Source organism: Holophagales bacterium (assembly GCA_016699405.1).
Classification (GTDB): Bacteria; Acidobacteriota; Thermoanaerobaculia; order Multivoradales; family JAGPDF01; genus JAAYLR01.
Genome location: CP064972.1, coordinates 1,765,192 through 1,785,499, shown reverse-complemented (window position 1 = coordinate 1,785,499; position 20,308 = coordinate 1,765,192). Strand labels below are relative to the sequence as shown.

Annotated in this window: 20 protein-coding genes; 13 read left to right on the top strand and 7 right to left on the bottom strand. The window is 71.2% G+C overall.

Annotated elements, in window-relative coordinates; translation table 11 throughout:
* The first annotated feature begins 54 nt into the window (after window positions 1-54).
* The 10 genes from IPJ17_07480 to IPJ17_07435 all read left to right on the top strand — a co-directional run bounded on the left by IPJ17_07480 (window position 55) and on the right by IPJ17_07435 (window position 9,508).
* Window positions 55-1,428: a sigma 54-interacting transcriptional regulator gene (locus IPJ17_07480; GenBank protein ID QQR75405.1), complete on the top strand. Its 1,374-nt coding sequence runs from the start codon at window positions 55-57 to the stop codon at window positions 1,426-1,428.
* Entirely contained in the window at window positions 1,425-1,724 is a 300-nt protein-coding gene (locus IPJ17_07475) for a hypothetical protein (protein ID QQR76251.1), read from the top strand. The genes IPJ17_07480 and IPJ17_07475 overlap by 4 nt, the downstream gene beginning before the upstream one ends.
* A gap of 31 nt (window positions 1,725-1,755) precedes the next feature.
* Complete coding sequence (locus IPJ17_07470) at window positions 1,756-4,515, top strand: histidine kinase (protein ID QQR75404.1); 2,760 nt, start codon at window positions 1,756-1,758, stop codon at window positions 4,513-4,515.
* A gap of 19 nt (window positions 4,516-4,534) precedes the next feature.
* Window positions 4,535-4,906: a response regulator gene (locus tag IPJ17_07465; protein ID QQR75403.1), complete on the top strand. Its 372-nt coding sequence runs from the start codon at window positions 4,535-4,537 to the stop codon at window positions 4,904-4,906.
* On the top strand, window positions 4,899-5,615 hold the full coding sequence (locus IPJ17_07460; protein QQR75402.1) for a hypothetical protein: 717 nt from the start codon (window positions 4,899-4,901) through the stop codon (window positions 5,613-5,615). Before IPJ17_07465 ends, IPJ17_07460 begins: the two co-directional genes overlap by 8 nt.
* A gap of 133 nt (window positions 5,616-5,748) precedes the next feature.
* A complete protein-coding gene (acs, locus tag IPJ17_07455; GenBank protein QQR75401.1) occupies window positions 5,749-7,677 on the top strand; it encodes an acetate--CoA ligase in 1,929 nt (642 codons plus the stop codon).
* A gap of 56 nt (window positions 7,678-7,733) precedes the next feature.
* Complete coding sequence (locus IPJ17_07450) at window positions 7,734-8,456, top strand: DUF533 domain-containing protein (GenBank protein ID QQR75400.1); 723 nt, start codon at window positions 7,734-7,736, stop codon at window positions 8,454-8,456.
* Between the two features lie 135 nt (window positions 8,457-8,591).
* A complete protein-coding gene (locus IPJ17_07445; protein QQR75399.1) occupies window positions 8,592-8,879 on the top strand; it encodes a type II toxin-antitoxin system prevent-host-death family antitoxin in 288 nt (95 codons plus the stop codon).
* Window positions 8,880-8,889: 10 nt separating this feature from the next.
* The gene (locus IPJ17_07440) at window positions 8,890-9,159 is read left to right on the top strand and encodes a Txe/YoeB family addiction module toxin (GenBank protein QQR75398.1); all 270 of its coding nucleotides are present in this window, start codon (window positions 8,890-8,892) and stop codon (window positions 9,157-9,159) included.
* Window positions 9,160-9,166: 7 nt separating this feature from the next.
* The gene (locus IPJ17_07435; GenBank protein QQR75397.1) at window positions 9,167-9,508 is read left to right on the top strand and encodes an MGMT family protein; all 342 of its coding nucleotides are present in this window, start codon (window positions 9,167-9,169) and stop codon (window positions 9,506-9,508) included.
* A gap of 145 nt (window positions 9,509-9,653) precedes the next feature.
* On the opposite strand, the gene IPJ17_07430 is transcribed toward IPJ17_07435, so the two are convergent.
* A complete protein-coding gene (locus IPJ17_07430; protein ID QQR75396.1) occupies window positions 9,654-10,424 on the bottom strand; it encodes a hypothetical protein in 771 nt (256 codons plus the stop codon).
* Between IPJ17_07430 and IPJ17_07425 the strand changes: the two genes are divergently transcribed.
* Together IPJ17_07425 and IPJ17_07420 are read left to right on the top strand one after the other, a co-directional pair.
* Window positions 10,423-11,289 carry a carbon-nitrogen hydrolase gene (locus IPJ17_07425; protein QQR75395.1) on the top strand — a complete coding sequence of 289 codons (867 nt, stop codon included), beginning with the start codon at window positions 10,423-10,425 and terminating at the stop codon, window positions 11,287-11,289. The genes IPJ17_07430 and IPJ17_07425 overlap by 2 nt on opposite strands.
* Window positions 11,286-12,122 (top strand): NAD+ synthase, encoded by an 837-nt coding sequence (locus IPJ17_07420; GenBank protein ID QQR75394.1) that lies wholly within the window; start codon window positions 11,286-11,288, stop codon window positions 12,120-12,122. The genes IPJ17_07425 and IPJ17_07420 overlap by 4 nt, the downstream gene beginning before the upstream one ends.
* Here the strand turns inward: IPJ17_07420 and IPJ17_07415 are convergent.
* Window positions 12,091-13,176 (bottom strand): bifunctional transcriptional activator/DNA repair protein Ada, encoded by a 1,086-nt coding sequence (locus IPJ17_07415; GenBank protein QQR76115.1) that lies wholly within the window; start codon window positions 13,174-13,176, stop codon window positions 12,091-12,093. The genes IPJ17_07420 and IPJ17_07415 overlap by 32 nt on opposite strands.
* Window positions 13,177-13,298: 122 nt before the next feature.
* Here IPJ17_07415 and rsmI point away from each other — a divergent pair, with 122 nt between their 5' ends.
* Window positions 13,299-13,976: a 16S rRNA (cytidine(1402)-2'-O)-methyltransferase gene (gene rsmI, locus IPJ17_07410; GenBank protein ID QQR75393.1), complete on the top strand. Its 678-nt coding sequence runs from the start codon at window positions 13,299-13,301 to the stop codon at window positions 13,974-13,976.
* A 111-nt stretch (window positions 13,977-14,087) separates the two neighbouring features.
* Here rsmI and IPJ17_07405 read toward each other — a convergent pair whose 3' ends face one another.
* From IPJ17_07405 to IPJ17_07385, 5 genes are all read right to left on the bottom strand, one after another.
* Window positions 14,088-15,245, bottom strand: coding sequence for a response regulator (locus IPJ17_07405; protein ID QQR75392.1), 1,158 nt, complete (start codon window positions 15,243-15,245; stop codon window positions 14,088-14,090).
* Window positions 15,246-15,376: 131 nt separating this feature from the next.
* Window positions 15,377-16,750, bottom strand: a complete 1,374-nt coding sequence (locus IPJ17_07400) for a sigma-54-dependent Fis family transcriptional regulator (GenBank protein ID QQR75391.1) — start codon at window positions 16,748-16,750, stop codon at window positions 15,377-15,379.
* Window positions 16,747-17,727, bottom strand: coding sequence for a GHKL domain-containing protein (locus tag IPJ17_07395; protein ID QQR75390.1), 981 nt, complete (start codon window positions 17,725-17,727; stop codon window positions 16,747-16,749). The genes IPJ17_07400 and IPJ17_07395 overlap by 4 nt, the downstream gene beginning before the upstream one ends.
* A gap of 160 nt (window positions 17,728-17,887) precedes the next feature.
* Window positions 17,888-18,979, bottom strand: coding sequence for a tRNA 2-thiouridine(34) synthase MnmA (gene mnmA, locus IPJ17_07390; protein QQR75389.1), 1,092 nt, complete (start codon window positions 18,977-18,979; stop codon window positions 17,888-17,890).
* Complete coding sequence (locus IPJ17_07385; protein ID QQR75388.1) at window positions 18,976-20,133, bottom strand: cysteine desulfurase; 1,158 nt, start codon at window positions 20,131-20,133, stop codon at window positions 18,976-18,978. The genes mnmA and IPJ17_07385 overlap by 4 nt, the downstream gene beginning before the upstream one ends.
* Window positions 20,134-20,308: the final 175 nt, after the last annotated feature.

Sequence of the window (20,308 nt, the reverse complement as noted above, 5' to 3'; positions counted from 1 at the left end):
GTTCGGTGACGGACCCACTTGATACAGATCGCTACAGCCACTACACTCCTGCCCGTGACTCCTCCGAGCGATCCACTTCTGCTCGCCAGCCGGCTCGTCGACGCCTGTCCGGCGCCGGCGCTGCTCGTCGAAGCAGGAGGGCGACTGCGGTCGGCCAATCGCGCCGCCACCTCGCTGCTCGGGCTCACCAATGGCGGTGCCGAGCCGTCGCTGCGCGATCTGGTGGGGATCGGCTGGCGCGAGGTCGAGCTGATCGCGCGCGACGGACAGAGCGATCTCGCCGCCGAGCTCCCGACCGCGCGGCTTCTTGCCGATCGCCGCGGCACCCGCGTGCGCTTCGAACCGATCGCTGTCGCCGACGGCTCGCTCGCCGGCGTGGTGGCCTTCTTCGAGCCGTCGAGCGACACCGTCGCGCCGACGCGACGCAGCGGGCGCAACGATCGCGGCTTCGACGCACTGTTCGGCGACGACCCCGCCGTCGTCGCCACGAAGGAAGCCGGCGCGCGCTTCGCCCGCACACTGCTGCCGATCCTGCTGCTCGCCGAGACCGGAACGGGAAAGGAGCTCCTGGCACGGGCGATTCACGGTGCCAGCGCGCGGCGCGATCGGCCGTTCGTCGCCATCAACTGCGGTGCGCTCTCGCCGCACCTGCTCGAGAGCGAGCTCTTCGGCTACGCCCCGGGCGCCTTCACCGGAGCCAGCCGGGAAGGCAACGACGGCAAGATCGGCGCGGCACGCGGCGGCACGCTCTTTCTCGACGAGGTCGGCGAGATGCCCGGACCGCTCCAGGCGCTGCTCCTGCGCGTGCTCGAGGACGGCACCTACTACCGGGTGGGCGACAATCGGCCGCGGCAGGCCGACGTCCGCCTGGTCTGCGCCACCTGTCGCGATCTGCCCCGGCTGGTCGCCGACGGCGCCTTCCGTCAGGACCTCTACTACCGGATCAACGGGGCCTGCCTCGGCCTGCCACCGGTGCGAGAGCGCCAGGACGTGTCGGCCCTCATCAGCCATCTGCTCCAGGGACTCGCGGCCGAGGCCGGCCGCGCGACGCCACCTGAGATGGCGCCCGAGGCGTTCGAGTCGATGGTGCGCTTCCCCTGGCCGGGCAACGTGCGGCAGATCAAGACGGCACTGCAGCACGCGCTGATCCTCTCCGACGGCGACACCATCCGGCCCGAGCACCTGCCGCGCGAGCTCGCCGAGAGCGAGCCGATGCCCGAGCGGCGAGAGACCGTGCCGCCGGCTGCCGCACCCGAACGCTCGACTGCGCCGCCGACGCCCGTGCGCACGCTCGTCGAGATCGAGCGCGAGCGGCTCGAGCTCGCCGTCGCCACGGCCCGAGGCAACCTCAGCCGCGCCGCCGACGAGCTCGGCATCGCGCGCTCGACGATCTATCGGCGCCTGCGCCGTCACGGACTGCTTGCATGAGCCCGCGCGAGTCGCCCTCCGGCGTCGTCTCCCCACGCTCGCGCAGCGACGCCGGCAGTGTCGACCGCCGCGCCCGTCGCGCCCTGCTCGAGGTCAAGCAGCGCCTCCTGCCGCCGCGCCTGATCGTCCTGGCAATGGTCGGCTGGCTGCTCTTCGGCTACCCGTTCCTCGCCGTCTTCTCGCGGCCCGACCGGCTCTTCGGCATCCCGATCCTCTACGTCTACGTCTTCACCGCCTGGGCCGCCTTCATCGCCGTCATCGCCCGGCTGGTCGACTCCGGAGGCCGCCGGCGCTAGGCGCGCCGGGGCGAATCCGCGGAGCGAGCACGTGATCGCCGCCTGGACGATTCTCTCGGTCGCGCTGCTCTACCTCGGCCTACTCTTCGTCGTCGCCTTCTGGGGCGACCGGCGCGCCGAGCGCGGGCAGAGCCTGATCGCCAACCCCTACGTCTACGCCCTGTCGATGGCGGTCTACTGCACCGCCTGGACCTTCTTCGGGTCGGTCGGCCGTGCCGCCTCGACGGGCATCGGATTCCTCCCGGTCTACCTCGGCCCGACGCTCGCGGCGGCGCTCTCCTGGGTGCTGCTGCGCCGCCTGGTGCGCATCAGCAAGCAGGAGCGCATCACCTCGATCGCCGACTTCGTCGCCTCGCGCTACGGCAAGAGCCGCTCGCTCGGCGCGCTCGTCGCCGCGGTGTTGGTCGTCGGCATCGTGCCGTACATCGCGCTGCAGTTGAAGGCCGTGTCGACGACCTTCCTGCTGCTGCTGCGCGGCGTCGGCGAGGACGTGGCGCACGACCCGCTCTTCCTGCGGACCTCCTGCGGCGTCGCGGCGACGCTCGCCGTCTTCGCCATCCTCTTCGGCACCCGGCATCTCGACCTCACCGAGCACCACGAGGGGCTGGTGCTGGCCATCGCCTTCGAGTCGGTGATCAAGCTCGTCGCCTTCCTCGGCGTCGGACTCTGGGTCACCTTCGGTCTCCACCACGGCTTCGGCGAGCTCTTCGACCGCGTGCTCGCGAACCCCGAGCTTGTCAAGCTCACGGCCTTCTCCGGCTCCTGGAGCTCCTGGTCGTGGATGCTGCTGCTCTCGTTCGCCGCCATCCTCTTCCTGCCGCGCCAGTTCCAGATGGCGGTGATCGAGAACGTCGACGAACAGCATCTGCGCAAGGCGGCCTGGCTCTTTCCCCTCTACATGCTGGCGATCAACCTCTTCGTCCTGCCGATCGCCTTCGCCGGGCGCCTGCTCTTCGCCAACGGACGCGTCGACGCCGACAACTTCGTGCTCGCCCTGCCACTGGCCGGCGGCACCTCGGGGCTCGCCCTGCTCGTCTTCCTCGGCGGCGTCTCGGCGGCCACCGGCATGGTGATCGTCGAGACCGTGGCGCTCTCGACGATGATGTCGAACGAGCTGATCCTCCCGGCCCTGCTGCGCACGGCGCTGCGCGGCTGGGAGCCCGACCTCTCGCAGCTCCTGCTCTCGGCGCGGCGTTTCGCCATCGTCATCGTCCTCGGCCTCGGCCAGTTCTACCTGATGGCGACCGGAGCGGAGGGCTCGCTGGTCTCCATCGGCCTCATCTCCTTCGCCGCCGTGGCGCAGCTCGCCCCGGCGATCCTCGGCGGCCTCTTCTGGCGTGGCGCCACGCAACGCGGCGCGCTCGCCGGCATCCTCGGCGGCTTCGTCGTCTGGACCTACACGCTGCCCTTCCCGACCTGGGTCAACAGCGGCCGCCTCCCGGCGCGCGTGCTCACCGAAGGGCCGTTCGGGCTCGGCTGGCTCCGCCCGCAGGCGCTCTTCGGCATCGCCGGCCTCGACCCGATGGCGCACTCGCTCTTCTGGAGCCTGACCGTCAACCTCGGACTCTACGTGGCGATCTCGTCGCTCGGCGGCCAGAGCGCGGTCGAATACGCCCAGGCCCGGCGGTTCGTCGACGTCTTCCGGCGCCGCCCGGAGAGCGCCGAGCTGCCGCGCTGGCGCGCCGACACCCCGGTGGCTGCGGTGCGTTCGCTGCTCGAGCGCTTCCTCGGCGCCGAGCGCACCAGCTCGGCGCTCGCCCGCTACTCAGCCGGCCGCGGGCTGTCGCTCGACCGGATGGTCTACGCCGACGCAGGCCTCGTCGCCTTCGCCGAGCGACTGCTCGCCGGCACCACCGGCGCGGCCTCCGCGCGGGTCGCGCTCGCCTCAGTGGCGCGCGAGCAGGAGCTCGCCACCGGCGAGGTGCTGCGTCTGCTCGACGAGTCGGCGCGCGTCATCGCCACCAGCCGTCAGCTCGAGGAGAAGTCGACCGCTCTCGAGCGCGCCAGCGCCGACCTGCGCGCCGCCAACGAGCGGCTGCGCGAGCTCGACCGGCTGAAGGACGACTTCGTCGCCACGATGGCCCACGAGCTCCGCACGCCGCTCACCTCGATCCGCGCCTTCACCGAGATCCTGCACGACCATCCGGAGCTCGACGAGGAGAAGCGAGGCGAGTTCCTGCGCATCGTTCTCAAGGAGAACGAGCGACTGACCCGCCTCATCTGCCAGGTGCTCGACCTCGCCAAGCTCGAATCGGGCGAGGCCGACTTGCACCCGGAGCCCGCCGACGTCGCGGCGATGATCGACGAGGCGGTGGCCTCCGTCGGCAGTCTCGCCGAGCGGCGGGCGATCGCCGTCGCGACGCGGCTCGAGCCCGGCCTGCCCCGCCCAGAGATCGACTACGACCGGGTGCTCCAGGTCCTCCACAACCTGCTCGCCAACGCCTTGAAATTCGCACCCGAGGGCGGCTGGATCGCCGTCGATGCCGCCGCCGACAACGAGAACATCACCTTCGCCGTCTCCGACGACGGCCCCGGCGTGCCGCCGGAGGAGCGCGAGACGATCTTCGACAAGTTCCACCAGATCGAAGGACCGGTGGCGCAGCCTTCCCACGGCATCGGCCTCGGACTGTCGATCAGCCGCGAGATCGTCGCCCGGCACGGCGGCAGGATCTGGGTCGAGCCGAGCGAGCGCGGCGGCGCCCGCTTCGCCTTCACCCTGCCGCTCGCCCAGCGCCGCAGTTGGCCGGCCGGCGAGCTCGCCGCCGCCGGAGCCGAGCGGGAGAGCGCATGAGCAACGAGAGAGGACGGCCATGGCCGAGCGCGTGCTGATCGTCGAGGACGAGCCGAACATCGTCGTGTCGCTCGAGTTCCTGCTCGGCCACGAGGGCTACGTGGTCGCCGTGGCCGGCGACGGACACCAGGCGCTCGCGCTCGCCGCGAGCTTCCGTCCGCACCTCGTGCTGCTCGACGTGATGCTGCCGGGGCTCGACGGCTTCGAGGTCTGCCGGCGCCTGCAGAGCGCCCCCGACTGCCCGAAGATCGTCATGTTGACGGCGCGCGGCCGCGACGTCGAGCGCCACAAGGGGCTCGACCTCGGGGCCGACCTCTACGTCACCAAGCCGTTCTCCACCCGCGATCTGATCGCCCAGATCCGCCGCTGTCTCGAAGGTCGCGATGACTGAGACGCCCACTCCCGTCGCCGGTCGCGAGCTCGAAGAGCTGGCGCGCTCGATGCGCGGCGCCATCGGCAGCCTGCGCGCCGCGGCCGAGACGCTCGAGAAGTTCCCGGCGCTCGACGGGTTGCCGCGGGCGCGCCTGCTCGCCGTCGTCTCGCAGGAGTCCGAGCGGCTGGGCGAGCTCGCCATCCGGGTCGAGCGCCTGGCGCATCGCGCCGTCGCCGAACCCGCCGACGGGACGCCGACGACGATCGACGTCGACGAGCTCGTCGCCCGCATCGGCGCAGCCGCCGACGAGCTCGGCTACGAGGTCGCGTCGCGCCCAGCCGACTCTTCGGCGGCGCCGCCGCTGCGGCTCGATCTGCCCGCGACCGAGGTCATCGGGGCGGTCGTCGCCTTCCTCGCGCTCCTGCGCCGCGAGATGGCCGTCGTGCAGCTGCATCTCGGGACCCGGAGGGTCGATCGGCACGTGCTGCTCGACCTCGGATGGAGCCCCGACCCGGCCGAGGTCACGCGTCTGCTCGACTGGCAGGGCGAGGCGCTCGACGCACCCCCGGAGGACGCCGCCGGCCGTCCGCTCGCACCGCAGGGGCTGCGGCCGATGGCCCGCGCGCACGATGGTGAGGCCTGGTTCAACCTCGACCGCGACGGAACGGCCGCGCACGTCAAGGTGCTGCTGCCCATCGCCGTCGAGACGCCGGAGTCGACCCGATGAGGTCACCGACAAGATCCGCGACGGAGGGGCGAGCGCCCCTCCTGGCAGGAACCATGGGAGCGCGATCGGCCCGGGGGAGCCGGTCCCGAAGCGCGCTCGCGACACCGGACCACGCTTCGAGGGAGGAGCTCCGATGATCCCAGTCAAGCCCGAGATCGCCGCCCACGCCCACATCCGCTCGATGGACGAGTACCGCCGGCTCTACCGGCTCTCGCTCGACGACCCGGAAGGTTTCTGGCAGAAGCAGGCCGACATCATCTCCTGGTTCCATCCGCCGTCGACGATGCTCGACGTCGACATGGAGGAGGTCGACTTCTCCTGGTACGGCGGCGGGCGCGTCAACGCCTGCTTCAACTGCGTCGATCGGCACATGTCGACCCAGCCGGAGAAGACGGCGATCATCTGGGCCCAGGACGAGCCCGGCGAGTACCGCCACATCACCTATCGCGAGCTCAAGCACCAGGTGGCAAGGATCGCCAACGTCCTGCTCGCCCACGGCGTCAAGCGCGGCGACCGCGTCATCGTCTACCTGCCGATGATGCCCGAGCTGACCTACACCATGCTCGCCTGCGCCCGAATCGGCGCGGTGCACTCGGTGGTCTTCGCCGGGTTCTCGGCCGAGTCGCTGCGGGGCCGCATTCTCGACGCCGGCGCCAAGATCGTCGTCACCGCCAACGAGGGGCTGCGCGGCGGCAAGAAGATCCCGCTCAAGACCACCGTCGACCGGGCGATCGAGGGCCTCTCGTCGGTCGACCGCGTGCTCGTCGCCCAACGCACCGACGCCGAGGTTCCGATGACGATCGGGCGCGATTTCTGGCTGACCGACGAGATGCGCAAGCAGCGCTCGACCTGCCCGGTGGAGTGGATGTACTCGGAGTCGCCGCTCTTCACCCTCTACACCTCGGGCTCGACCGGCAAGCCGAAGGGAGTGCTGCACACCACCGCCGGCTACATGGTCTACGCCGCCTTCACCCACAAGCTGGTCTTCGACTATCACCCGGGCGACATCTACTTCTGCGCCGCCGACATCGGCTGGGTGACCGGGCACAGCTACATCGTCTACGGGCCGCTCGCCAACGGCGCGACGACGGTGATGTTCGAGTCGATCCCCACCTACCCCGACCCGGGCCGCTACTGGCGGATCGTCGACGACCTCGGCGTGAACATCTTCTACACCGCGCCGACCGCCCTGCGCGCCATCGCACGCGAGGGCGACGACTGGATCCGGCGTTACTCGCGCAAGAGCCTGCGAGTGCTCGGGTCGGTCGGCGAGCCGATCAATCCCGAAGTCTGGAAGTGGTATCACGACGTGGTCGGCGACGGGCGCTGCGCGGTGGTCGACACCTGGTGGCAGACGGAGACCGGCGGCATTCTCATCACCCCACTGCCGGGCGCCACGCCCTGCAAGCCGGGCTCGGCGACGCTCCCGTTCTTCGGCATCGAGCCGGTGCTGGTCGACGAGCAGGGCAACGAGCTGCACGGCAACGACGTGTCGGGCAATCTCTGCCTCAAGCGCTCGTGGCCGGGCCAGGCGCGCACCATCTTCGGCGATCACTCGCGCTTCCAGGAGACCTACTTCAGCCGCTTCCCCGGCCTCTACTTCACCGGCGACGGCTGCAAGCGCGACGAGGACGGCTACTACTGGATCACCGGTCGCGTCGACGACGTGCTCAACGTCTCCGGTCACCGGCTGGGCACCGCCGAGGTCGAGAGCGCGCTCGTCGCCCACGCCGCGGTCGCCGAGGCGGCGGTGGTCGGCTTCCCGCACGACATCAAGGGCACCGGCATCTACGCCTTCGTCATCCCGACGCCCGAGTTCGAGAGCTACGAGCCGGACGAGCTGGTCGGCATGCTGAAGGAGCAGGTGCGGCAGGCGATCGGACCGATCGCCACGCCGGACCGGATCCAGGTGACGCCGGGGCTGCCGAAGACGCGCTCGGGCAAGATCATGCGGCGGATTCTGCGCAAGATCGCCTCGGGCGACACGGAGGACCTCGGCGACATCACGACGCTCGCCGACCCCTCGGTGGTCGAGAAGCTGGTGGCGGCCCACCGCGGCTAGACTTCTCCTCGCACGGCGTGGCCCGACGAGGCCGCGACCTCGCGGAGGAGGAGACAATGGGACTGCTCGAGACGCTGATCAGCAATGCGATCCGCCAGTCGACCGGCTTCGACGCCGGCCGGCTGGTGCATCGCATCGGAGCGAAGAACATCCTGCTCGCCGGCGGCGCGCTGCTCGCCGGCGGGCTGGCCGCCGAGCGCTACCGCCAGACCCAGGGCGGAGCGGGCGGCGGGCGCTTCGCCGGTTCTCCGGCGGTCCCTGGGACCATCCCGCCCCCGCCGCCTCCTCCGCCCTCGTTCACCCCGCCACCACCGCCACCCGCCGCCTCCGCCGAGGCGGCGGCTCCCTCCGTTCCGCCGCTCCCGCCAGCCACAGCAGCCCCCTTGGCCTCCGCCGAACCCAGCGGGGCGCTCCCCCCGGAAGCGGTCTTCCCGATCGTCCGCACGATGATCGCCGCCGCGCTCGCCGACGGCCGGATGAGCCCCGAGGAGCGCGCCGCGATCCAGGAGCAGCTCGGCTCGGCCGGCCTCTCCGACGAGCAGGTGGCCCAGGTGCACCGCGACCTGGTGCTGCCCGCCTCGCCCGAGGAGATCGCCGGCTTCGCCTTCGCCCCCGAGGCGCGCGAAGTCCTCTACCGCTTCGCCGCCCTCGCCGTGGTGGCCGACCGCGACGGCTCGCCGGCCGAGCGCGCCTGGCTCGACCGTCTCGCCACGGTGCTCGGCATCGTCTCGCCGGCCAAGGACGAGATCGAGAAGGAAACCCTCGCCGCGCTGGGGTAGCCTGGCGCCGATCGTTCCTCGAGCCCCCACGCTTCGCCGCTCCGCTGCAAGGGCGAAGCGAGCCCCGACCCGGAAGGCGCCTGGACGACCTCGCCAACGAGTGGTACGGTTCTCCTGTACAGGAACGGTCCGCCGATGATCACCGAAACCACCTACACGAGCGCCCGCGCGATGCTCGCGGCGCTCTGCGATCAGGTCGCCTCGACGAGGGAACCGGTCATCATCCGGCGGCGCGGCGCCGAGAGCGTCGCCCTGGTCTCCGCCGACGAGCTCGCCAGCCTGCTCGAGACGGCCCATCTCCTGCGCTCGCCGAAGAACGCCCAACGCCTCGTGCGCGCGCTGCGTCGCGCGCAGCGGACGAAGGGCAAGCCGAGCTCGGTGAACAAGCTCCGCCACGAGCTCGATCTCGCCACCACCCGCTAGGACGGTCGGCGTGCCGCGTGCCGTCCGGCAACCGATCTTCCATCGCGAGTTCCGAGAGGACCTGCGCTTCTGGGTCGCCACCGACCGAAAGGTCGCGCTGCGAGCCCTCGATCTCGTGGAGGCCGTTCTGCGCGACCCGTTCCAGGGTGTGGGCAAGCCGGAGCCGCTCAAGTACCTGGCCCCGGGCCTCTGGTCGCGTCGGCTGACGCAGGAGCATCGGATCGTCTACCTCGTCGACGACGCCGTCGTCCAGTTTCTCCAGGCGCGCTACCACTACTGACCTCGCCGTGCCCGCACCCCCGCTTTCGTACGAGAAGATCTACGCGGTGGTGGCGCGCATCCCGCGCGGTCGCGTCGCGACCTACGGCCAGATCGCCGCGCTCGCCGGCCTCCCACGCCAGCCTCGACTGGTCGGCTACGCGCTGCACACCCTTCCCGACGAGAGCCGCCTCCCCTGGCACCGCGTCGTCAACGCCCAGGGGCGCACCAGCCCGCGCTCCGACGGCTTCGGCCACGAACGACTCCAGCAGCACCTGCTCGAGCAGGAAGGCGTGCAGTTCTCCCCCGCCGGCACCCTCTCCCTCGCCCGCTACCGCTGGCGCCCGCGCGCGCTCACCGCGAAGGGCTGAACGCGCCGACCGATCGAGTGCGAGCAGAACGCCGCCGTCGCGCGGCAGGCGATGGGGTCGCGCACGGCGCAGCGGGCTCGTCGTGGAGTGAGGAGCCGAATCGCGGCGCGCGGCGCCCTTGCCCGGTCGCCACGCGCCGTTCCCCTCAGGGCTGGTGCAACGGCACGACCGGCGGCAGCGGGAGCACCGGCGCGCGGTCGAGCGAGTCGACGACGTCGGCTTCGCGCCGCAGCTCGCGGGTCCAGCGGTCGATCTCCTCGTTGAGTCGCTGCTCTTTGAGGAGGCTGCGGATCTGCTCGCGAACGCTCTCGAGCGGCGACGGCGCCTCGCCGCGGTCGCGCATCTCGGGCACCAGTCGCTCGTCGTAGTAGCGGCGGATCTCGTCGAGGCCGACGAAGACACGCGGGCCGAGCCGTTCCTCGACGAAGGCCAGGGTGAGCAGTTGCCGCGCCAGGAGCTGGCGCAACTGCCGGCTGTCGAGGCCGAGCTCGGCGAGGCGCTTCTCGAAGCTCGCCTCGTCGGGGAAGCGGGAGCGCACCCTTTCGACCTGCTCTTCGATGGCGTGCACCGAGACGTCCTGGAAGCCGAAGCGCTCGATCTCGTGGTAGCGCAGCCGCTGTTCGACGAGCAGGTCGAGGACCCGCCGCCGCTCGGCCGCGAAATCTGCACCGGGGCGGCTGCCGAGCAGGCCGAGGCCGATCGCCCGGTCGAGGTCGGAGAGCAGGATCGGGTCGCCGTCGACCAGCGCCACGATGCGGTCGAACAGCACCGGCGAGTCGCCGCCCGCTGCGGGCGCGGGCGTCGGTGCGGACGTCGGCGCGGGCGACGGCGCCGGCATGGGCGCAGCGGTACCGCGCACCGGCGGCGGAGCGATGGCGAGGAGGCCGAGGAGGCCCAGGAGCGGGCCGGAGCGCATGCGAGCGCATGCTAGCATCCGCCTCACGATGGCCGCGGACGGAGCGATCCTGCGCGTCGGCCTCGCCCAGGTCGACGCGCGACTGGGCGACGTCGAAGCCAATGTCGAGCGGCATCTCGAGTGGATCGCCCGCGCTCGCGCCGAGCGCGTCGACCTGCTGCTCTTCCCCGAGCTCTCGCTCACCGGCTACCGCCTGCTCCACCTCACGTCACGCGTGGCGATGCGACCCGACCGTTCACCGGCGATCGCTCGCCTCGCCGCGGCTGCCGGCGAGATGGCGGTGGTCGTCGGCCTGGTCGAGGAGGACGCCCAGGGGGTGCTTTACAACAGCGCCCTGCTGCTCGCCGGCGGCGGGGTGCGCCACACCCATCGCAAGCTCTACCTGCCGACCTACGGGCTCTTCCAGGAGGGACGCTTCTTCGGCGAGGGGCGGCGGCTCGACCTGGCGCGTCTGCCGGGGGTCGATTTCGGCATCCTGATCTGCGAGGACCTCTGGCACAGCGACCCGGCGCGACGTCTGGCGCGCGCCGGTGCCAAGCTGGTGGCGGTCGTCTCGGCGAGCCCCGGACGGCTCGGCCCCGGGCCGCTTCCCGAGAGCCAGTCGGACTGGGAATCGCTCACCCGCTCGACGGCGCTGCTCAACACCTGCTGGGTGCTCTACTGCGGGCGCGTCGGCTGGGAGGAGGGCTCGTTCTACACCGGCGGGAGCCACATCGTGCGGCCGGGCGGCGAGCTGCTGGCGCGCGCCCCCTTCCTCGAGGAGCACCTGCTCGTCGCCGACCTCGACCTGCGCGCCGTCGACCGCCTGCGCTGGCGCCTGCCGCTGCTGCGCGCCGAGCGCACCGACATCGAGGGGCCGGAATGATCCGCAAGGGAGAGGTCGCGGCACGTCTGGTGCTCCACGAGGAGCTGGCACTCTCCGCGCTCACCAGCTTCGTCGCCGACGCCGTCGCCACCGCCGGCGCGCGCGGCGTGACCGTCGGACTCTCCGGCGGCATCGACTCGGCGTTGGCCGCCGCGCTCGCCGTCCGCGCTCTCGGCCGCGAGCGCGTCTTCCCGTTCTTCATGCCCTACCGCTCGTCGAGCCCCGAGTCGGCGCGCGACGCCGCGGCGGTCGCGGCGACGCTCGGCCTCGCGCTCGCCACCTGCGACATCACGCCGCAGATCGACGCCTACTTCTCCGCCGTCGACCCCGAAGCCGACGCCGTACGACGCGGCAACAAGATGGCGCGCGAGCGGATGACCATCCTCTTCGACCAGGCCAAGAAGCTCGGCTGCCTGGTCCTCGGCACCTCGAACAAGACCGAGATCCTGCTCGGCTACTCGACCGTCTTCGGCGACAACGCGAGCTCGTTCAACCCGCTCGGCGATCTCTACAAGCAGCAGGTCTGGCAGCTCTCGCGCGCCCTCGGCCTGCCGCGCGAGGTCGTCGACAAGCGCCCCTCGGCCGATCTCTGGCCGGGACAGACCGACGAGGCCGAGCTCGGCTTCGACTACGAGACCGCCGACGAGGTGCTCTACCTGCTCTTCGACCAGGGCCTGCTGCCCGACGAGGTCGTCGAGCGCGGCTACCCCGAGCCGACCGTCCACCGGATCGTCGCCCTCGAGCGCGCCAACCGCTTCAAGCGCCGCCTGATGCTCATCGCCCGCCTCTCCGGCAGCGCCATCAACCTCGACCGCGAGATCCCGCGCGACTGAGCGCGGGCGCGGCGCGCTCCTCCCGGCGCTCCCCGCGTTCGAGGTCGAGCAGCCACTGCTTGCGCCAGAGCCCGCCGCCGTAGCCGCCGAGCTCGCCGTTCGTGTTGACGACGCGGTGGCAGGGGACGACGATGGCGATGCGATTGCGGCCGTTGGCGGTACCGACGGCGCGCGAGGCGCCCGGCGAGCCGATGGTGCGTGCCAGCTCGGCGTAGGAGCGCGTCTCGCCGTAGGGGATGGCGACGAGCGCGTCCCAGACGCGGCGCTCGAACGGTGTGCCGGGCTCGACGAGCGGCACGGAAAACTCGCGCCGTTCGCCGGCGAAATAGGCCGCCAGCTCCTCGCGCAACTGGTCGAGCAGCGCGTCGCGCCCCGGCACCAGGACGGCGGCGAGCCGCCGCTTCAGCGTGACGAGCTGCGCCTCGAGGGCGCGGCGGTCGGTGAACTCGAGCAGGCAGATCCCCTCGCCGTTCGACCCGGCGACCAGCGGGCCGAGCGGGCTCTCGATCCAGTCGACGCGCACGCACGCTGCGGTCGCCGGGTTCTTCGCCACGGCGCCCGGAGACTCGCCGAAGAGCCGCGCGAAGGCGGCGCGGAAGCCGCTCGCCGATTCGAACCCCGCCTCGTAGCCCGAGTCGTCGAGGTCGGCGCCGCGGCGCAGGCCGTCGAACGCCTCGCCGAGCCGGCGGGCGCGGCAGTAAGCCTGGAAGGTGAGGCCGTACTCGCGCTGGAAGTGGCGTCGGGCGCGCGCCGGCTCGATCCCGAGAGCGCGGATCTGCGCGTCGCGCAAGCGCCCGCCCTCGGCCTGTTCGGCGGCGGCGAGCAGGCGCGTCACCCACTCCGGCGGCGTGCCGGCGGCTTCGAGCGGCCGGCAGCGCTTGCACGGGCGGTAGCCGGCGAAGAGCGCCTCGCGAACCGTCGCCAGGTACTCGACGTTCTGCGGCAGCGGCTTGCGCGCCGGGCAGGTCGGGCGACAGAAGATCCCGGTGGTGCGGACGGCGAGCCAGAAGACGCCGTCATAGGCGGGGTCACGATCGAGGCTGGCGCGTTCCATCTCGGCGAGGGAGGGCAGTCGGCTCATGGGTGGAGAGGCTAGCCCGCTCCGCCCGGCCGTGCCACCGAAAAACGGACGCCGATGTGTCCGGGCTGCCCTGCGCCGCGTAGGATCGACAGATCATGGCCGGCCGCCTGCTCGTCGTCGCCACCCCGATCGGCAACCTCGCGGATCTCTCCGCGCGGGCGCGCGAGGCGCTCTCCGGCGCCGACCTCGTCGCCTGCGAGGACACCCGGCGCAGCGGCCAGCTCCTCGCCCATCTCGGCGTGCGCCGGCCGCTCCTGTCGCTCCACGAGCACAACGAGCGGGCGCGTCTGCCGCGCCTGCTCGCCATGCTCGAGCAAGGCGCGACGATCGCCCTGGTCTCGGACGCCGGCACACCGCTGCTCTCCGACCCCGGCTTCCTCCTGGTGCGCGAAGCGGCCGCCGCCGGCGTGCGGATCGAGCCGATCCCCGGCGCCTCGGCGGTGCTCGCCGCGCTCGCCGTCTCGGGGCTCCCACCCTGCCCGTTCACCTTCGCCGGGTTTGCGCCACCGAAGAGCGGCAAGCGGCGCGATTTCTATCGCCGCTTCGGCGCCCTCCCGCACACCGTCGTGCTCTTCGAGTCGCCGCACCGCCTGTTGCGCAGCCTCGAGGACGCCGTCGCCGAGCTCGGTGAGCGCCCGGCGGCGATCTGTCGCGAGCTGACCAAGCTGCACGAGGAGACGCTGCGTGGCCCGCTCCCGGAGCTGCTCGCCGATTTCGCCGCGCGCCCGGCCCTCAAGGGGGAGTTCGTGGTCGTTCTCGGCGGCTCAGCTTGAGGCTCCCCGCCTCGCGCGGCAGAGCCTCAGGCTGCTTCCCTAGACGTCGCTCCAGCAGCTTCCCGTGCTGTCGCGAAACTCGCCGCGGGCAGGAACTCGTCGCACCCGCCTTCAGAGCCGGAAGTCGGGGCCGAGCTTCTCGATCACCGCATTGAGCTTCATCTTCGCCATGCCGATGGCACTGTCGTCGGAGAGGGCCATGACGAGATGGATGTGCGCCTTTCCGGGCTCGGACTTGAGCGGGTCGTTGCCTTCGTTGAGGCAGCGCACGAGGATGTGCGCCTTCTCGGCCGTCACGTGCACTTGCTGCCCGCGGCCGGCCCCCATCTCGATCGACGCCTTCTGGGCGTTCATCAGCACGTTGTTCGCGAGAACACCGATCTCCTTGGTGAATCCGGTTCCGGCGGAGACCATGGCGAGGCTCTCGCCCTGCGGGGTGAACACTCCGGCGCCCGCAAACCCCTCGACCGCCGCCAACTCCTTGAGCTTGTCCTGGACCGACATCTGCTTCTCCTTTCGACTGGTGACGACACCCGTCCGACCGGCGGGCGCCGAGGTTGAGTTGTCCGACACCTTTGTCGTCGCCTGGTCTGCTGCGGCGGCCAGCTCGTCGCGCCGGCGAAAGCTGTCGAGCAGCACCTGGCGGATCGACAGCGACATCCTCCCGGAGGCGACCGGCGGGGTGGCCAGGATCTCGAGGAGCGCGTCGTCCCAGCAAACGACCTCGTAGGCCGCGCTCTCGTCGATGAGCTCGCCGCACTCCGCGGCGTCGAGTTGGCCGTCGACAATGTGTAGCCAGCCGACGCGTCCCTTGGCCGAGACGCGCAGCGTGCAGCTCCGGCGCTCCATCTCGAGCAGTTGCAGAAAGGTCGATAGCGAGATGCCGCGCATGAGCCCACCGGCACTCGACGCGAAAACCTCCGCCACGCTCCGGACCAGGACCTCGAAATCCAGAGGCTTCTCGAGCAACCTCCCCACGCCCATGCGAGAGAGCCGGGCGGCTGTCGCCGCGCCGCCATGCGCGGTCACCACCAGAACCGGAACCCACGGGCGCGCCTGAACAAGGTAGTCGAGCAGCTCAAAGCCGCTCCCCGCCGGCATCTGAAGATCCGTGACGACCAGATCGACCTGCGTGGTTTCGAGGATCTCGCGTGCCCTCGCCGCGCCCTCGGCGGTCAGGGCGGTCCAGTGCGGGTCGCTCGCCTCGAGTCCGTCGGCCAGGCTGCGGCGAAACAGTTCCTCGTCGTCGACGATCAGGATCGTGCGCACGGCAACCTCACGGACGCCGCTTGAGCACGAGACGTGCCAACCGCTCTCGAGCGGTGGAAACCCCTCGAGAACTCGAGGGAAGCCACAGGGAAGCCGTCGAGAAGCGACAGCGACAGCGCACAATGCGACGGTCAGTGCGCGGCGACGGCGCGTAACGCTCTTGCGCGCCCGGCGACTCCCGGCTTGCGCTGCAACGTCGAAACGGAAACCCCGAGCAATCTCGCTGCGCCGGCGAGGTTGCCGCCGCAGCGCACCAGCGCGATCTCGATCTGTCGTCGCTCGACCTCGGCGAGCGACGCCAAGGCCTCTTCCCGTTCGGCCGCACGCGGCCTTCCGGCGGTCGCACCGGCGAGCAGCGTACCCGGCCGCAGCTCTCCGCCGCGCGACAGCAACAGGGCGCGCTCCAGCACATTGCGGAGCTCGCGCAGATTGCCCGGCCAGGGGTAGTCGGCCAGCCGCTCCATCTCGCCTGGGGCGAGTGGCGGGAGCCGCTCGCCGTTGCCAAGTCGAACCAGGAGCCCGTCGACGATGGCGGGCAACTCGCTCAACCGCTCGCGCAGCGCCGGCAGGTGAATCCGCAGCACCGCGAGCCGGTAGTAGAGATCGGTGCGCAGGCGTCGCTCGCGCAGCGCCATGTCGAGGTCCACGTTGGTTGCCGCGAGGAGCCGGAAGTCGACCTGACGGGCGGCGTTCCCGCCGATGCGCCGCACCTCGCGGGTGTCGAGCACCTGGAGCAATCGCGCTTGGAGGGCGAGGGACATCTCGCCGATCTCGTCGAGCAGGATCGAGCCACCGTCGGCGAGCTCGAAGAGCCCCGGTCGCGTGGCAATGGCACCGGTGAAGGCTCCGCGCTCGTGACCGAAGAGCTCCGCCTCGAAGAGGCTCTCCGGCAGCGCTGCGCAGTTGACCGGGACGAACTCGCCGTTGCGGCGAGCCCCCGAGTAGTGGATCAAACGCGCGAAGAACGTCTTGCCGGTTCCTGTCTCGCCGCTCAGCAAGACAGGCACGTCGGCCTCGACCGCCAGCTCGAGCGCACCTCGCAGCGCGGCGTCGACCGGCATTCCGGGCAACAACGCGCGGACGGCCTCACGTTGGCGACGCCACGAGAGTCGCGACGCCCCCCGCTCGAGCTCCAGCGTACGCAAGGCGCGATCCACCGCGTGCTGCATCGCCAGCGGCTCGCACGGTTTGGTCAGATAGTCGAAGGCGCCCTGCCGGAGTGCACGCAGCGCGTTGTCGAAGTGAGGAAACGCGGTGACGAAGATCACCTTCACCTCGTCGTTGAGCTCGAGCAGCTCGCCGCAGAGGTCGGCACCGACGCCGTCGGGCAACTGCTGGTCGAGCAACACGACATCCGGCGGTCGCTCGCGGGCCACTCGCCTCGCCTCGGCGAGCGTGGCGGCGAGAACGACTTCGAGCCCCTCACGAGAGAGGTCGTCGCGCACCATCTGGGCGAAGAAGAGCTCGTCTTCGACCACCAGAAGGCGGCGCCGCGCTCCGCTCACTCCGCCGCCTCGGGGAGGGTGACGAGCGCCGTCGTTCCTTCGCCGCGAAGGCTGGAGAGCTCGACCAAGCCGTTCATCCGGGCAAGGAGCCGACGAACGATCACCAGGCCGAGTCCGGTCCCTTGCTCCTTGGTCGTGAAGAACGGCCGGAACATCTGGTCGGCGAGCTCGGGCCGGATTCCCGACCCGTTGTCGATGACCCTGATTTCGACCAGGGCCTCCCGCCGGCAGGTCTCGATGCGGATCTCCGGTCGCTGGCGTTCGGCGGCCGCCTCCGCCGCGTTGGCCACGAGGTTCACCAGGATTTGCTGCAAGGCGCGAGAGTCGACCCTCGCCATGACCCCCGGAGCTCCCGCGGCGAACTCCAGGGCGATTCCACGCTCGTGGAATCCTCTCTGGGCGAGCAGCGCGAACTCCCTCATCCATTCGTCGACGAGCAGCGGCTCGAGCTTCAAGTCGTCGTAGAAGCTCAAGCTGCGCAACGAGGCGAGCAGGTCCTCGACACGGCCGAGGTCGGCGAGCGAATGGTCGAGATAGTCGAGAACCGTCTCCCGCTCGAACCGTTCGAGGTTCTTGCGCAGCACCGAAAGGGCCATCTTCACCGAATTGATCGGATTGCCGATCTCGTGTCGAACCGCGGCGAAGACGTGCGCGAAGCTGTTGGAGATCTCGATGGCCTCGGCGATCGACTCGAGCCGTGCCGACTCCGAGATGTCGCGGAAGAAGACCCAGCGAAACCTCCCGACACCGTATCGACTGAAACCCAACAGCCGGTCCCCGAACCGGCGCGACACCCGATCCGGTCTCGATGGAGCCGCACCTCCCGACTCGGAGCCTTCGAGAAACGCCTCGAGGATTTCGCCGTACTGCGCCGGCACCCGAGCCTCGGCCAGCATCGCAAGCGCTTCGCGATTGGCAAAGTACAGCGTTTCGCGTTCGGTATCGAGCACCACGATGCCGTGGCGAGCGCTCTGCATGACCTCCGAGAAGACGCAGTCACCCGGACACGGCAGAAAACTGATCGGACAGGGCCGATCCCGCTCGCACGAAGTGATCGCCTCCATTCGATCACGCTAGTGAAAACGTCTTCAGAACCGCCCCACCCGATCGGGCGGGGTTGGACCCTCCGATCGGAATCTACATCGACCCGTCGATCCAGCAGCCGCCGAGCACGCGACTGCCGTCGTAGAAGACCGCTGCTTGCCCGGGAGCGACGCCGCGCTGCGGCGTGGCGAAGCGCACGTCAGCGGCTTGCCCGGGGAGCGCGCGGATCGTGCAGGCGACGCCCGGGTGGCGCGAGCGGATCTTCACCGTCGCCGCGATCTCGCCGACTGGGGCCGGGCCGATCCAGTGCAGCCGTTCGCCGCGAAGCCCCGTCGCAGCCAGCGCCTCGACCTCGCCGACCACGACCTGGTTGGCCTCCGGCAGGACGCGCAGGACGTAGCGCCGGTCGCTCGCCGCGAGGCCGAGGCCGCGGCGCTGGCCGACGGTGTAGCGATAGTAGGGCGAGCCTTCGCCGAGATGGTGCCCGGCCATGTCGACCAGCTCGGCCGGGCGGCCGAGCGCCGGGGCGGTGAAGCGCTCCGGCGCCGCTGCCACTTCCGCCTCGACGAACTCGCGCACGCCGGAGTCGACGAAGCAGACCTCCATGCTCTCGCCCTTCTCCGCCACCGGCAGCGCCGCGACACGAGCGAGCTCGCGCACCTCGCGCTTGGTCATCTCGCCGAGCGGGAAGCGCGACGCGGAAAGCTGCGCCGCGGTGAGCTCGAAGAGGTAGTAGCTCTGGTCCTTCTCCGCGTCGACCGCCGCGTGCAGCTCGGGCCCGTCGGCTCCGTCGACGATGCGGGCGTAGTGTCCGGTCGCCACCGCCGTGGCACCGAGCTCGCGGGCGCGCTCGAGCAGCAGGTCGAACTTGACGAAGGTGTTGCAGCGCACGCAGGGCGACGGCGTCTTCCCGGCGAGGTAGTCGGCGACGAACGGGTCGACGACCCGCTCCCGGAACTCGGCATCGAGGCGCAGCGTGTAGTGCGGGATCCCCGCGAGCGCCGCGACGCGCCGTGCGTCGCCGAGGTCGAGCGCGCCACAGCAGCGACCGTGCACCGCTTCGTGCGAGCGGTCCCAGAGAAGCATCGAGAGCCCGACGACGGGCTCACCGCGCTGGGCGAGCAGCCAGGCGACCACCGACGAATCGAGCCCGCCGCTCATCGCGACGGCGACGAGGCCGCTCATCGCCCCGCCCGCGCCCGTCGCAGGGCGTCGACTTCGCGCGTCAGGGCGGCGAGCAGCGCATCGACCTCGTCGGCCGAATTGCCGAGACCGACGCTGACGCGCAGCGACGCGATCGACTCCGCGGCCGAGACCCCCATGGCGAGCAGCGCCCGGCTCGGCTCGACGACCCCGGCGGCGCACGCCGAGCCGGTCGAGACGGCGAACCCGGCGAGATCGAGACGGATCATCAGCGTCTGCCCTTCGAGGCCCTCGAACGCCACGTGCGTGGTGTTCGGCAGCCGCGGTGCCGACGTGCCGTGGACGACGTGACGCGGGATCGCCGCCAGCCCGCTCTCGAAGCGATCGCGCAGCGCCGCGAGCCGCGCCGTCCGCTCGGGGAGCTCGCGCCGGGCAAGGTCGGCCGCCGCACCGAGCCCCACGACCGCCGGCACGTTGATCGTCGAGGCACGCCGGCGGCGCTCTTGCGCGCCACCCAGGAGCAACGGGGCGAACGGCGCGCCGCCACGGATCGCCAGCGCCGCCGCGCCGAGCGGTCCGTGGAACTTGTGACCGGCGATCACCAGATAGTCGACACCCAGCGCCGCGAAGTCGACGCGGATCTTCCCTGCCGCCTGGACGGCGTCGCAGAGCACCGGCACACCGCGCTCGCGGCAGCGCGCCGCAACCTCGGCCACCGGCTGGATCGTCCCCACCTCGTTGTTGGCCAACTGCAGGGCGACGAGCGCCGTCTCCGGGCGGAGCGCCGCGACGATCGCCGGCGGAGCGACGACGCCGTCCTGCTCCGGGGACACTTCGGTGACCTCCCAGCCCCGGGCGGCGAGATGCGCGGCCGCGGCCCGCACCGAGGGATGCTCGAGCGCCGAGACGACGAGATGACCCGGCCGGGGTCCGGACACCGCCGGGCGCACCGCGCTCCACACCACGGCGTTGTTCGCCTCGGTGCCCGAGCCGCAGAGCACGATCTCGAGCGGATCGGCGCCGATCAGGCGGGCGATTCGCTCGCGTCCCTCCTCCACCGCCGCCTGCGCCGCCTGGCCGAAGCGATGGATCGACGAGGGGTTACCCCATCGCTCGCCCATCCATGGCAGCATCGCCTCACGGACCCGGGCGTCGAGCGGGCAAGTGGCGTTGTGGTCGAAGTAGAGCGGCGGCATCGCGGGCGGATTCTAGCCCTCGCGATCCCTCGTCGATATCCGGTAGCGTTCTTGCAACGTATGACAGGTTGAGACGAGGAGCCCCGCATGCCCGAGCGCCCCTTCGCCCCCCTGCTGATCGCCGCCTGGCTGGTCGCGGCACTCCCCGGGGGTTTTTCCGACCCGGCCGCCGCCC

Excerpts from the sequence above, each read along its gene's own strand:
- IPJ17_07475 (QQR76251.1), top strand. The coding sequence starts at position 1,425 with ATGAGCCCGCGCGAGTCGCCCTCCGGCGTCGTCTCCCCACGCTCGCGC.
- IPJ17_07465 (QQR75403.1), top strand. The coding sequence starts at position 4,535 with ATGGCCGAGCGCGTGCTGATCGTCGAGGACGAGCCGAACATCGTCGTG.
- IPJ17_07460 (QQR75402.1), top strand. The coding sequence starts at position 4,899 with ATGACTGAGACGCCCACTCCCGTCGCCGGTCGCGAGCTCGAAGAGCTG.
- acs (QQR75401.1), top strand. The coding sequence starts at position 5,749 with ATGATCCCAGTCAAGCCCGAGATCGCCGCCCACGCCCACATCCGCTCG.
- IPJ17_07450 (QQR75400.1), top strand. The coding sequence starts at position 7,734 with ATGGGACTGCTCGAGACGCTGATCAGCAATGCGATCCGCCAGTCGACC.
- IPJ17_07445 (QQR75399.1), top strand. The coding sequence starts at position 8,592 with ATGATCACCGAAACCACCTACACGAGCGCCCGCGCGATGCTCGCGGCG.
- IPJ17_07425 (QQR75395.1), top strand. The coding sequence starts at position 10,423 with ATGCGAGCGCATGCTAGCATCCGCCTCACGATGGCCGCGGACGGAGCG.
- IPJ17_07430 (QQR75396.1), bottom strand. The coding sequence starts at position 10,424 with ATGCGCTCCGGCCCGCTCCTGGGCCTCCTCGGCCTCCTCGCCATCGCT.
- IPJ17_07420 (QQR75394.1), top strand. The coding sequence starts at position 11,286 with ATGATCCGCAAGGGAGAGGTCGCGGCACGTCTGGTGCTCCACGAGGAG.
- IPJ17_07415 (QQR76115.1), bottom strand. The coding sequence starts at position 13,176 with ATGGAACGCGCCAGCCTCGATCGTGACCCCGCCTATGACGGCGTCTTC.
- rsmI (QQR75393.1), top strand. The coding sequence starts at position 13,299 with ATGGCCGGCCGCCTGCTCGTCGTCGCCACCCCGATCGGCAACCTCGCG.
- IPJ17_07395 (QQR75390.1), bottom strand. The coding sequence starts at position 17,727 with ATGCAGAGCGCTCGCCACGGCATCGTGGTGCTCGATACCGAACGCGAA.
- mnmA (QQR75389.1), bottom strand. The coding sequence starts at position 18,979 with ATGAGCGGCCTCGTCGCCGTCGCGATGAGCGGCGGGCTCGATTCGTCG.
- IPJ17_07385 (QQR75388.1), bottom strand. The coding sequence starts at position 20,133 with ATGCCGCCGCTCTACTTCGACCACAACGCCACTTGCCCGCTCGACGCC.